Source organism: Alkalibacillus haloalkaliphilus, assembly GCF_007991275.1.
GTDB lineage: Bacteria > Bacillota > Bacilli > Bacillales > Alkalibacillaceae > Alkalibacillus > Alkalibacillus haloalkaliphilus.
The window spans coordinates 46799-59072 of sequence record NZ_BJYA01000005.1 but is presented as its reverse complement, the minus strand read 5'-3'; the positions used below and the strand labels follow the sequence as shown (position 1 = coordinate 59072).

The window sequence follows — 12274 nt, the reverse complement described above, 5'->3', positions numbered from 1 at the left end:
TGCGTTTTGTTGATTTCTACATATTAACTGCTCATGTCCATACCAAATCTATTAATTAAGAATAAGAATGTGATATATTGAGCCTTTTTGTTAGTTAATAACAAGGTTCAATGATTGTGAGTAGAAAAGAGGGAGCGATGTGTCTTATACAGGCAAAAAATTATTAATTACAGGTGGAACAGGTGCGATTGGGCAGCATCTAGTTCAAAATCTATTAAATGAGAACCCAGCGTTAATTCGAATATATAGTCGTGATGAGTATAAGCAGTTTATCCAACAAGACCGTTTAAAAAATTACGACAACATTCAATTTGTCATTGGAGATGTAAGAGATTATACGAGTTTACAAAGTGCGATGGAAGGAATCGATTATGTTTTTCATTTAGCAGCGATGAAACACGTTCCAGCTTGTGAGAGTTACCCTTATGAAGCGGTTCAGACGAATGTGAAAGGAACCTATCACGTCATTCAAGCAGCTAAAGCTCAACTAGTAAAAAAAGTGTTGCTCTCAAGCTCTGATAAAGCCGTTTCTCCGACTAATACGTACGGGGCGACGAAATTAATGGCAGAGCGAATCATTCAATCTACTGAAAAAGATTTAACAGGCCCAATCGTTTCCGCTGTCCGATTCGGCAACGTCATCGGTTCGCGAGGCTCTGTCATTCCATTGTTTCAAAGACAAATATTAATGCGTCAAGCAATTACGGCTACAGACCTTAGTATGACACGCTTTATGATGACACCTAATCAAGCTGTTTCGCTCATGATGAAAGCGATGGAAAGAGCGATTGGTGGCGAGATTTTCGTTCTAAAAATGCCAGTCATTCAATTAAAAGATTTAGCCGAAGTTGTCATTGATGTGACTTGTAAAGAAAACAATCTCAATCCAGAAGTGATTACAATTGAAGAGATCGGCTTACGTCCTGGTGAAAAGCGATATGAAGAACTGATGACTTTTGATGAATCGGTTAAAGCTTACGATTTAGGTGATATGTATATGGTTAGTCATCGCAAGCAAGATTGGCCCGTTGCTGAAGTTGGCACGTACCGTTCAAATATACCAACGCCGATTACAAAAGAAGAAATTATTAATCTATGTCAAGCAGCTCAAGTGTTAAAGGGGTGAAAAGAAGGTGGACAAACAACTTTATGAACAACATTATTGGTCCCTTTACACCGATTTTTTAGATATGTTTCAAACGGTGAAATATAAAGGCTATGACTTAGCTTACTTATGTCATTTTAGAAGTTTAATTAAGAAGAACGAATCGCTGTTTAACCGGCTAGGTAATCCTAATTTAACGAATAATCTTAATCATACAGAACAGAGCGGATTAGATATTCAAGAGAAGTTCAATGAATTTCTATTGAACGATCCTATAAAAGAGCGGAAATCTAAATCAAACGGACCAGTAGCTTACCATGATGTCTATCACTTGCTTAGATTACCTCAAGAACAGTTTCATAGAATGAACTCTATTCTTTTGCTAGAAAAATCAAATCGTAAACGAACTATTTCTGACCGAACGATCCCAATTCATTATATACAAGATTATTTGAATGAACCGAACTTAGAACACAGCATTCAAAAAGTAAATAAAACGACAAAAAAAATTATGAAGAGTAATCAACACCATCCACTAATCCATCCTGCTTTTAAACAGAGACTACTGGAACAATTTGAAATCATTATTAAACGAATCAACGAAGCTGAAGATTTCTTTCAAAAGGTAAAACCTTCTTGCTTAGTCGTAGCATCAACTCATTATCCACAAACTAGAACGTTAATCGTCGTGGCAAGAAAGTATGGCATTCCGACAATTTGTATGCAACATGGCATTATTTCTAGTGAATTTGGCTATATCCCAAAGATTGCTCAAGTTGACGCAGTGTACGGTGAGTTTGAAAAGAAATGGTTTCAGTCAAAGTCAGTAGACCCAGACGGTTTAGAAATTGTCGGGCACCCACGATTTGATTTACTGGAGAAAGGTGCAGCGATGTCAAAACGGAATTTTAATAGAAAACTAAAGCTTAGCCCACGAAAAAAAACGATTCTCATCGTTGTACGAGGAAATAACGAAATTACTGAGTGGCGCCAGTTTATTAAAAGGTTGAATCGACTTGGAAATTACAACTTGATTTTGCGTGACTTTCCTAACAATGGCAATCACCCTTTACTTCAAGAATTCTCTAACTTGAATTCGACTAAAGGGGTTCCACTTTATGATGCAATCCACCACGCTGACGCTGTCGTTTCCTATTCATCAACCGTTGCTTTGGAATCAATGTTAGCTAACAAACAAGTGTATATTTTCAATAGACCATTTCCGGGGTATGTAGGGTATTTTGACGAACTCGGTGACTTAGTTCATGCAAGCTCTAAAACGCTAGCAAGAGCTGTGCACCAATATCTTAACAAGACGATAAAGGTTAATAAAAAACAAGTACAGTTTTTGAAGCAGGCATATCCGAACAAAAATAAACCATCAGGCTTTCGGTTAATTAAATTAATCGAACGACTAACAGATGGAAAAGGGAGGTAAAGTTATGAATATACTAGTAACAGGCGGAGCGGGGTTTATCGGCAGATGGGTCGTCAAACAGTTACTGGACGTTGGTCATCGTGTTTGGGTTTATGATGATCTATCCAATGGACAATTTGAAAATATAAAAGAATTTACAACAAACCCACAATTCATGGGGTTTATTCAAGGTGATATTAAAGACGAACAGCAACTGGACCGTTTGTTTTCATCTATTCAATTCGATATTTGCTATCACTTAGCAGCGAGTATTAACGTTCAAGATAGTATCGATGATCCGAAGACGACGTTTATGAATGATACAGTCGGGACGTTTCATATTTTAGGAAGATGTTTGGAGGACCGTGTAAAAGTTGTATTCATGAGTACATGTATGGTTTACGACCGCGCTCAATCTGAAGATGGAATTAAAGAAACAGATCCTGTTAAACCAGCTTCACCTTATGCTGGTGCTAAAATTGCCGCTGAAAATATGGTGCTATCTTATTACTATGCTTATGGTCTTCCAACAACTGTGTTAAGACCATTTAATACGTATGGACCTTTTCAAAAAACAGGTGGTGAAGGTGGCGTTGTGGCCATTTTCATTAACAATCATTTAGCAGGAAAGCCACTGCAAATTTATGGTGACGGAACACAAACGCGTGATTTATTGTACGTAGAAGATTGCGCGAAGTTTGTTGTGGAATCAGGATTTTCAGACCGAGTAAATGGCAAAATTGTTAATGCTGGTCTTGGAGAAGACGTCACAATTAACGAATTAGCTAAAATGATCGCAAAAGCTAAAACCCCGATTGAACATGTCGAACATATTCATCCACAAAGTGAAATCCAAAAATTATCGTGTAATTACGACTTAGCAACATCGTTACTCGGGTGGAAGCCTTCAGTTTCTTTACGAGAAGGAATTAAACGAACAGAAGATTGGATCCGTTCGGCCAATGAATTAGGTGAAGGATGATGAAGCCTTTAGCTATTCACGGTGGGAAGCCTGTTAGAGAAAACTATTTACCTTATGGGCGCCAATCGATTAACGATGATGATGTTGAAGCCGTTATAAACGTTTTGAAGAGTGACTTTTTAACGACTGGTCCTTTAATCGAACAGTTTGAAAGGGCGGTCGCATGTTATGTCGGTGCGAACTATGCCGTTTCGTTTTCAAACGGGACTGCGGCATTACACGCAGCCTGTTTTGCAGCAGGAATTGAAGCGGACGATGAGGTCATTACGTCACCGTTAACGTTTGTTGCAAGTTCAAATGCGGCTTTATATCAAGGGGCAAAAGTGGAATTTGCCGATGTCGACCTTCAAACATTTAATCTCGATCCCCAATCAGTTGAAAAATTAATCACTGATCAGACGAAAGCGATTATAGCAGTCGATTTTGCTGGCCAACCGTGTGATTATGAAGCACTACGAAAATTAGCTAACAAATACGATTTAACGTTAATAGAAGATGCAGCCCATGCGATTGGAGCGCAAGCCTATGGTCAGTCAGTCGGTGCAATTAGCGACATGACAATGTTTAGTTTTCATCCAGTAAAACAAATAACAACCGGTGAAGGCGGCATGATTACAACTAATGACCAACAATATTATGAAAAACTTGTTCGTTTTCGAGCGCATGGTGTAACACGCGATCGAACACAGTTAATAAAAGACGAGGGGCCATGGTATTACGAAATGCATGAGTTAGGCTACAATTACCGGTTAACAGACATGCAAGCAGCACTTGGGTTAAGCCAAATAAAACGATTAGATCAGTTTATTGAACGCCGCCAAACAATCGCTCGACGCTACAATAAAGCATTCCAATCATTACCCACAATGACCACACCCTATATTTCACCTGAAGTGAAGTCAAGCTGGCATCTGTATGTCATACAATTAAATGAGCAACAATTAACGACTGATCGAAAGACGGTTTTTAAAGCATTACAAAAAGAAAATATCGGGGTGAACGTCCACTATATTCCAGTCTATTGGCAGCCATATTACGAACAGTTAGGTTACGAAAAAGGGTTATGTCCAAACGCCGAACGACTTTATCAATCTTTTATCACTTTGCCACTTTTTCCTAGTATGACTGATCAAGATGTTAATGACGTTATTTTGGCAGTGAACAAAGTATTGAAGTATTACGAAGTAGGTGGTGCGACATGAAGATAGTCGCTATTATTCAAGCACGGATGGGATCAACGAGGTTACCAGGTAAAGTGTTAAAACCGATTTTAAGTAAACCGTTATTAGCTTATCAAATTGATCAGCTAAAACATTCTAAATTAATCGATCAACTCGTCATTGCTACAACAACTGCAAGTCGAGATGACGCGATTGTCGACTTTTGTAAATCACAAGGTATTACGTATTACAGAGGGTCAGAAACTGACGTGTTAAAGCGTTATGAAGAAACAGCAAAAACGTTCAACGCTAATGTCGTCGTGCGTTTAACATCTGATTGTCCATTAATCGACTCGACAGTTGTCGATTCGGTTATTGGGCATTTTTTAACTAATCGTGCGTATGATTATGTATCGAATACGATTAAACGAACCTTTCCACGGGGGATGGACACTGAAGTGTTTACGTATGAGTTACTAAAAGAAGCTGATCAAAACGCAACATTAAAACGTGAGCGAGAGCATGTCACAACGTATATGACTAATCCAGAAAACAAATACAACATGGGACAATACTTAGCTGAACAAGATTATAGTGACCTACGTTTAACTGTCGATACGATCGAAGACTTCCAGTTAGTTGAGAGAGTCATAAAAGCAATGCGACGACAAAATGGTCCCTTTAAGCTAACCGACATCATTCAACTGCTACAAGCTCACCCCGATTGGAAATTAATTAATAGCCATATTGAACAAAAAAAGGATTGATGAATATGAACATTGTAATCAGAACCGATGCATCAAGACAGCTTGGTTCAGGTCATGTCATGCGTTGTTTAACGCTAGCAGAACAACTCGAAAAGCAAGGAGCAACTGTAATATTTATTTGTAGTCGATTAAGAGGTCATTTAATTGAAACGATCAAAGCGCGTGGATTTCGTTGTGAATCTATTACCCCAACTTATCATTGGCTAGAAGATGCAAGAGCAACTAAAGCAATATTAAGAAATGAAACTATTGAGTGGATCATCATTGATCATTACAGCATTGATGCGAAGTGGGAAAGGGAAGTACGCCCTTTTACGAAGAAGATTATGGTCATCGACGATCTAGCCAACCGCGAACATGACTGTGATTTATTACTAGATTACCAGATTGACTCAAGTCATCATTATGAATATGAGTCACTCATTCCTCAAGATGCGATTAAATTGTTAGGAACTAAGTTTCTACTATTACGACCTGAATTCTACCAAGCTAGGAAACAATCAAAAGTTCGTAAAGGGGCGCTTCACCTCTTAGTATCAATGGGTGGAACTGATCCAACTGGAGAGACGCTTAAAGTCTTGCAAGCACTTGACCAAGTGAATCAGTCGATCGATGTCGACGTTGTTATTGGTCATAACCATCCACAGCAAAAACAGATCGAAGCATGGTGTGATCAGCATAAGAATGCGACATGCCATATTGCTATTCATTATATGGCTCATTTAATGCAAGCAGCTGACTTTGCCATTGGTGCAGGAGGAACATCGACATATGAACGTGCCTTCCTCGGTTTACCTGCTATTGTGATCGAGACAGCTAGTAATCAAACAGGTGTTATTCAAGGAGCTGAATCATTAGGGATCATCCATTCATTAGGTCCAAGTGAAACGGTCACTATTTCAACAATCACTCAAGCTATAGAAAGCTTCATTCAAGACCCTAAATCATTACAACACATGAGTGAAAATGCCTTTTCACTATTTCCAGAGAAGAACCATCTTGAGGACATTACGAAATGGATCTTGGGAGGGGATTAATATTAATTTAAGCTCATTTTATTTAAGAGATTTAAATGAATCACATTTGGATCAAGTTCTCACATGGCGAAATCAACCACATATTCACAGCGTGATGTACACGGATCGACTTATTACTAAAAACGAACATGAGCAGTGGTATCAAAATGTTTTGGTAAATGATCGAATCATCGCCAAACTTTTATTCCAAGAAGAAAAACCACTTGGAATAGTTCAGTTTACTCAAATACACGATTCGTTTAAACGTTGTCATTGGGGTTTTTATGTCGGAGAAACAGATGCGCCAAAAGGAACAGGGACTGTATTAGGTCTGCTGGCACTCGATTATATTTTCAAAGAACAACAGATGAGAAAAGTATGTGCTGAAGTCATTGAAGAAAATGTGCGTAGTTTATATTTTCACAAAAAGCTAGGATTCATAGAAGAAGGTCAATTTAAGGAGCACATTATGAAAAATGGTGTTCCAATGGACGTTACGCCAATGGCTTTATTCGATGACCATTGGCAAGAAGTTCGGTTAAAATTATTAGAGGAGTTGTAACAGATGGAAACGATATATATTAACGACCGTCCAATCGGCCCGAACCATCGACCATTTATTATTGCAGAGCTTTCTGGTAACCATAATCAATCATTAGAGCGAGCTTTATTAATGGTAGAAAAGGCAGCTGAAGCAGGCGTGGATGCGATTAAGTTGCAGACGTATACGGCCGAGACGATGACGTTAAATGTCAATCATTCAGACTTTGTCATTCAAGATGAACAAAGTATTTGGAAAGAAAGGTCGCTTTATCAATTATACGAAGAGGCGCATACACCGTGGGAATGGCATGAAACGATTTTTAACACATGTAAGGAACTTGGTGTCATCGCCTTTAGCTCACCGTTTGACAGTTCAGCAGTCGATTTTTTAGAAACGTTAGATGTACCATGTTATAAAGTCGCATCATTTGAATGTACTGATTTGCCATTGATCCAAAAGATTGCAAAAACGGGCAAACCGATGATCATTTCAACAGGGATGGCCACTGTATCAGAAATTGATGAAGCCGTTAGAACGGCTGAAGAAGCGGGATGTAAAAACTTAATTTTATTAAAATGCACGAGCACGTATCCAGCAACACCTGAAAACTCTAACATAAGTACGATTCCACACATGCAAAAGTTATTCGGCTACCAAGTTGGCTTATCAGACCATACTTTAGGTGTCGGCGTCCCTGTTGCAAGTGTCGCATTAGGTGCAACGGTTATCGAAAAGCATTTCACATTAGCAAGAGCAGACGGTGGAGTGGATGCTGAATTCTCACTTGAACCAAATGAATTTAAAGCGTTAGTTGAAGAAACAAAACGAGCGTGGCAATCACTTGGGAGTGTTCAATATGGACCAATAAGTGAAGAGGTTAAATCAAAACAACTTCGCCGCTCAGTCTATATTACAAAAGACGTAAAAGCAGGCGAAGTTTTAAATCAAAACAATATTCGTATCATTCGACCGGGCTACGGATTACCACCGAAATATTTCAACACATTAATTGGTAAACGAATTAATCAAGATGTTAAAAGTGGCACACCGACTTCTTGGGACTTAATCGGATAACCCGTTTATCAATGTATTAATTACTTCTGGTCGACTAAATTCTAGCGGGGGCTTAACCCCGCTTTTTAACATTTCTCTTACTTTAGTGCCAGATAAATGAAGATGGTTTGAAGATTCGTGAGGACAAGTTTTCTTAGTAGCAATAGACTGACAAACTTTACAATGAAAAGCATGCTCAAAAAATAACGGTTTAATGCCAAGTTCCTCTAATTCAAATCGCGAAAAAATAGTTTGAGCATCATAAGTTCCATAATAGTTACCGACACCTGCGTGATCTCTACCTACGATAAAATGTGTACACCCATAATTACGTCTAATTAACGCATGAAAAATGGCTTCCCGAGGCCCTGCATAGCGCATAGATGCTGGAAAGATACCGAGCGTTGTACGATCTTTCGGATAGTAACAATCAAGCAGCACTTCATAACTTTTCATCCGTACATCCGCTGGTAAGTCATCTTGTTTTGTTTGACCGACTAAAGGGTGAAGAAACAAACCGTCAACAGTTTCTAAAGCGCATTTTTGAATATATTCATGTGCACGGTGAACTGGATTACGCGTTTGAAAACCAACAATCGTCTCCCAACCGTTTTGAAGGAAAAGTTTCCTTGTTTCTTTAGGCGTGAAATAGTATTCCTGAAATGGGTTTGACTCCTTTTGGTTTTTATATAACGTAATTGGCCCTGCTAAATAGACATCACCTCGAGAGAACAACTTGTTAACACCTGGATGTTTACGGTCAGTTGTTTGATATACGAGCTTAGCCTCTTCGTATAAATCTGGTTCAAATTTGTCGGTGACTTTTAAAGAACCAATTGATTGACTATTAAATTTAAGTTCAATAAAATCACCAACTTTTACACGTTCACTCACTTGATTTGATATCGGTAATGTAATGGGAATTGACCAAATGAGCCCACTTGCAAGACGCATCTCATGAACTACTGTCTTGTAATCTTCTTGCGTCATAAAACCTGTTAATGGACTGTAAGCACCCGTTGCAATTAACTCTAAGTCTGATGCTGCCGTTTCATCTACAGAGAGTGAGTAGTCAAAATGATGATGCGTCTTGTCTTCTATTAGTTGAATTAATGTCCCGCCGTGTGGTGAAATCATCATGACCGAGCCTCCTTAACTTTGGAAACGATATAGTGAACTAATGTAAGACTTGCTTGTTCAATGTTTAGTTTGTCAGTAGGTAAAGTTAACTTAGGGCTAGTAGGAGGTTCATAAGGTTGATCCACACCTGTAAATTGAGAGATTTGTCCAGAGCGCGCCTTATGATATAGTCCTTTAGGATCCCTTTGCTCACATACTTCTAAAGCACAACTGATATACACCTCATGAAAAAAATGATCAGAAATAATGTCACGAGCAAGTTCGCGGTTACTTTTATAAGGAGAAATAGTGCTAACAATCGTTACAAGACCAGATTGACGTAAAGTGTGTGCAACTTCAGCTATGCGTCTAATGTTTTCACTACGGTCATGTTCTGAAAATCCAAGATCTTTGCTAAGTCCTTGTCTCAGATCGTCACCGTCAAGTAAGTAAGAGTGAATGCCTTTTTGATATAGTTGTTTTTCCACTGAATTACCAATTGTAGATTTCCCGGAACCAGATAAGCCAGTTAACCAAATGACTAAGCTTTTATGTTCCATTAAACGTTCTCGATCTATAGGTTTAATAGCGTGTTTTTGCCAATTAAGGTTTTTGTTCATTTCGATCCCCTCGCTTTTTATCGATACTATTATCATATGTACGTTGATAGTTTTGTTGTAGGTTGTTACACGAAGAGCAACTAGATGGTCTGCCTTTTTTTAACTACAGTCTTACTTTTGTCTATACCATTTCAATTTGAATGACTATATTAAACTAGGGACGTTTAAGAGAGGGGAATAGGCATGATACAGTTTGATCAATTACCGGTAAATGAAAAGGATCCGGTTATTTACATTCACATTCCGAAAACAGGTGGCAAGACGATGTGGCATTTGTTTGAAAATCAAGATGAGCTTATACACATTTGGCACAATCGGTATTTTGAAAAGTTGAATGAACGGACGACTTATTTAACAATGCTACGCCATCCTGTTGATCGAGTAATTTCAACCTATTATTATATTAAGCAATATAAAAGGGACCCTTTAAATAAAATAGTAAGTAGTATGACTTTAGAAGACTTCATCGAAATAGTGCAAGATCACAAGATTGAAAACAAACGGTACAAAAGTAAGTCAGATATTCGCAATATCCGTTATCGTACCGTTAATTTATCGACCCGTTACTTAGCAAGTGGAGACCCAGATGCAATAAAACGAGCAAAAAGGAACATAAGAAGACATTTTGCTTTCGTCGGTATTATGGATTTGTACTTTGAATCGCTTTATGTGATGCAAAAGGCGTATGGATGGGATTTTACGAGTGTTAAACGAAAGAATGTCACACAAGGGAAGCCAAAACGAAAAGAAATAGATTCTAAGATTATTCAATCTATTGAGACTTATAATAATCACGATATTGAATTATATAAAGATGCCAAAAAAGTACTCCAAAAACAACTTAATCAGCTAAAAGAAAACGAACAGTATGAACTTAATCATTGGCTACAACATATGGCTTAATATAAAAACACCTCAAAAGTAATAATTACTTTGAGGTGTTTTTAAAAGTTTTAGCCATTATTGTTATTAGCTGTAGGGAATAATACTGGGCATTGGTCAGGACGAGTTGGGATTGGGCACGGCTGTACTGGTAACTGATCTCTTGGTTCACAGAAGTCAGCGACTAGCTCAAGTGTTACTGGGTATACAGCTTGAATGCTTTGGCATAGACGAACAGAGATGACAGCGTCAAATGTATCGTCTAATTCTGTGTCACCAGGCTCACAGTCGAATGAAACGACGAAACAATCAAGTTCCGTGTACGTTACATCAATCTCTGTACCATCTGGTGCACAAAGAACGACTTGTTCACTACGAGAGAACTCAAGTTCAACTTCTTCATCGCCGTTGTCTGTTGGTAAATTGATTGTAACGACGAAGTTTTTACGGATTGTAACAACTTGTAGTTCAATCTCAGCACCGTCAATGACAAAAGTACGATCCTCACGGCTGATAATCTCAATTGGATCTTCTTCTGCTGGTTCAACAGTACAAGTAACGTCATCTAAATCGATGTCATCACAGTCTAAGTCGTTCGGTAAATCTTCGTCTACAACGTTTAGGTCGAAAGTTGCTTCGTTAATAATCCAGTCGTAAACTTTCTCAGTATTAATACATAGAAGCTCTTGGCCTCCAGTTAAACCTTTTTCATGCATTGATAGGACACCTCCGAAATTATTAAAATACCTTTCATACGTAGCATATGTTTAAGAGTAAATTGTGACTAATGCTAACGCTCATTTTTCAATAAATGGGTGATAACACTATCAAGAAATTAATAGAGTTAATAGCACAGTTTACTTGTTTTCTATAACCGTCTAAGCAGCATACATAATTAACCTTTAGGTTTGTTACAATAAAATAAAAGAACGTTGGAGGTAAATGATGGGAAAATTTACTTCTAGTCTTATTTATATTTATGGTTGGTTGTGCAAATGGTGAAGAACAAACAGCTGCAATGGTGAAATAGGCGAAAGGTTCCCAGGAATGAGTGGTTTAGAGCAATAAATACAGGAAAAACGAAACAGATTGGGATCTATACAATAAGTGAGAAGCCGAGTAGTCGATTGCCAACATAGAATTTCGTAACCATTGCAGAAGAGGTGTGACGGAAGACGAAGAGAGGTGCATTTAATATGGATTGGCTTTTGTATGTTTTACTTTTCCTAGTAGGGATGGCAATAGGATTATTACTTCATTCAATTATAAGAAGGAAGCCAAGTTTAATACGACCAATGAACACGATTGTAAAACTTACTCTAGCAGTAGGGATGATTCTAATGTCAATTGGGTTATTGCTATCATGGGTTCCTATATTCCAACTTGGATTATATATCATTATACCGAGCATAGGGGTTTACATTACTAAATGGCTAAAAGGTAGAACGAAAGCAGTTAAATTTAATAGGTAGCTATTTAATGGTATAGTAATGGTAGCTTGATTCAACTTTAAGTGAGGTGGGACAGTGAAGCGAGAGTATAAAGTACTCGTCATTGCCTTAGTTGCTGCTGCAATAATTATAAGCTTATTTGCATTTAGATTACTAGT

The 12274-nt window shown here is 38.0% G+C and carries 13 protein-coding genes; 10 read left to right on the top strand and 3 right to left on the bottom strand.

All coding sequences use genetic code 11. The annotated features are described in order from the left end of the window. The first annotated feature begins 139 nt into the window (after positions 1-139). From AHA02nite_RS06390 to pseI, 8 genes are read left to right on the top strand one after another with little or no spacing between them, the layout of a single operon-like run. Positions 140-1126: an SDR family NAD(P)-dependent oxidoreductase gene (locus tag AHA02nite_RS06390; protein ID WP_146815516.1), complete on the top strand. Its 987-nt coding sequence runs from the start codon at positions 140-142 to the stop codon at positions 1124-1126. Positions 1127-1133: 7 nt separating this feature from the next. Continuing rightward, positions 1134-2543, top strand: a complete 1410-nt coding sequence (locus tag AHA02nite_RS06385) for a glycosyltransferase family protein (RefSeq protein WP_146815514.1) — start codon at positions 1134-1136, stop codon at positions 2541-2543. A 4-nt stretch (positions 2544-2547) separates the two neighbouring features. Beyond that, positions 2548-3504 (top strand): dTDP-glucose 4,6-dehydratase, encoded by a 957-nt coding sequence (locus AHA02nite_RS06380; protein ID WP_146815512.1) that lies wholly within the window; start codon positions 2548-2550, stop codon positions 3502-3504. Then, entirely contained in the window at positions 3504-4706 is a 1203-nt protein-coding gene (gene pseC, locus AHA02nite_RS06375) for a UDP-4-amino-4,6-dideoxy-N-acetyl-beta-L-altrosamine transaminase (RefSeq protein ID WP_146815510.1), read from the top strand. The genes AHA02nite_RS06380 and pseC overlap by 1 nt, the downstream gene beginning before the upstream one ends. Further along, entirely contained in the window at positions 4703-5431 is a 729-nt protein-coding gene (locus AHA02nite_RS06370; protein WP_146815508.1) for a cytidylyltransferase domain-containing protein, read from the top strand. The genes pseC and AHA02nite_RS06370 overlap by 4 nt, the downstream gene beginning before the upstream one ends. A 5-nt stretch (positions 5432-5436) precedes the next feature. Further along, the gene (pseG, locus tag AHA02nite_RS06365) at positions 5437-6468 is read left to right on the top strand and encodes a UDP-2,4-diacetamido-2,4,6-trideoxy-beta-L-altropyranose hydrolase (protein WP_170235999.1); all 1032 of its coding nucleotides are present in this window, start codon (positions 5437-5439) and stop codon (positions 6466-6468) included. Continuing rightward, positions 6431-7009: a UDP-4-amino-4,6-dideoxy-N-acetyl-beta-L-altrosamine N-acetyltransferase gene (pseH, locus tag AHA02nite_RS06360; protein ID WP_170235998.1), complete on the top strand. Its 579-nt coding sequence runs from the start codon at positions 6431-6433 to the stop codon at positions 7007-7009. The genes pseG and pseH overlap by 38 nt, the downstream gene beginning before the upstream one ends. A 3-nt stretch (positions 7010-7012) precedes the next feature. After that, the gene (gene pseI, locus AHA02nite_RS06355) at positions 7013-8065 is read left to right on the top strand and encodes a pseudaminic acid synthase (protein WP_146815502.1); all 1053 of its coding nucleotides are present in this window, start codon (positions 7013-7015) and stop codon (positions 8063-8065) included. Here pseI and sat read toward each other — a convergent pair. Beyond that, complete coding sequence (sat, locus tag AHA02nite_RS06350; protein ID WP_146815500.1) at positions 8054-9184, bottom strand: sulfate adenylyltransferase; 1131 nt, start codon at positions 9182-9184, stop codon at positions 8054-8056. The genes pseI and sat overlap by 12 nt on opposite strands. Then, positions 9181-9783 (bottom strand): adenylyl-sulfate kinase, encoded by a 603-nt coding sequence (gene cysC, locus AHA02nite_RS06345; RefSeq protein WP_146815498.1) that lies wholly within the window; start codon positions 9781-9783, stop codon positions 9181-9183. The genes sat and cysC overlap by 4 nt, the downstream gene beginning before the upstream one ends. Positions 9784-9966: 183 nt before the next feature. Between cysC and AHA02nite_RS06340 the strand changes: the two genes are divergently transcribed. Next, complete coding sequence (locus tag AHA02nite_RS06340; protein ID WP_146815496.1) at positions 9967-10686, top strand: sulfotransferase family 2 domain-containing protein; 720 nt, start codon at positions 9967-9969, stop codon at positions 10684-10686. A 50-nt stretch (positions 10687-10736) separates the two neighbouring features. Here AHA02nite_RS06340 and AHA02nite_RS06335 read toward each other — a convergent pair whose 3' ends face one another. Further along, positions 10737-11381, bottom strand: coding sequence for a BMQ_0737 family morphogenetic spore coat protein (locus AHA02nite_RS06335; protein ID WP_146815494.1), 645 nt, complete (start codon positions 11379-11381; stop codon positions 10737-10739). A 480-nt stretch (positions 11382-11861) separates the two neighbouring features. Here AHA02nite_RS06335 and AHA02nite_RS06330 point away from each other — a divergent pair, with 480 nt between their 5' ends. Beyond that, the gene (locus AHA02nite_RS06330) at positions 11862-12137 is read left to right on the top strand and encodes a hypothetical protein (RefSeq protein ID WP_146815492.1); all 276 of its coding nucleotides are present in this window, start codon (positions 11862-11864) and stop codon (positions 12135-12137) included. Positions 12138-12274 lie beyond the last annotated feature (137 nt).

Coding starts and splice junctions, on each gene's coding strand:
- AHA02nite_RS06340 (WP_146815496.1), top strand. CDS start 9,967: ATGATACAGTTTGATCAATTACCGGTAAATGAAAAGGATCCGGTTATT.
- AHA02nite_RS06380 (WP_146815512.1), top strand. CDS start 2,548: ATGAATATACTAGTAACAGGCGGAGCGGGGTTTATCGGCAGATGGGTC.
- AHA02nite_RS06335 (WP_146815494.1), bottom strand. CDS start 11,381: ATGCATGAAAAAGGTTTAACTGGAGGCCAAGAGCTTCTATGTATTAAT.
- AHA02nite_RS06330 (WP_146815492.1), top strand. CDS start 11,862: ATGGATTGGCTTTTGTATGTTTTACTTTTCCTAGTAGGGATGGCAATA.
- pseC (WP_146815510.1), top strand. CDS start 3,504: ATGAAGCCTTTAGCTATTCACGGTGGGAAGCCTGTTAGAGAAAACTAT.
- pseG (WP_170235999.1), top strand. CDS start 5,437: ATGAACATTGTAATCAGAACCGATGCATCAAGACAGCTTGGTTCAGGT.
- AHA02nite_RS06370 (WP_146815508.1), top strand. CDS start 4,703: ATGAAGATAGTCGCTATTATTCAAGCACGGATGGGATCAACGAGGTTA.
- pseI (WP_146815502.1), top strand. CDS start 7,013: ATGGAAACGATATATATTAACGACCGTCCAATCGGCCCGAACCATCGA.
- sat (WP_146815500.1), bottom strand. CDS start 9,184: ATGATGATTTCACCACACGGCGGGACATTAATTCAACTAATAGAAGAC.
- cysC (WP_146815498.1), bottom strand. CDS start 9,783: ATGAACAAAAACCTTAATTGGCAAAAACACGCTATTAAACCTATAGAT.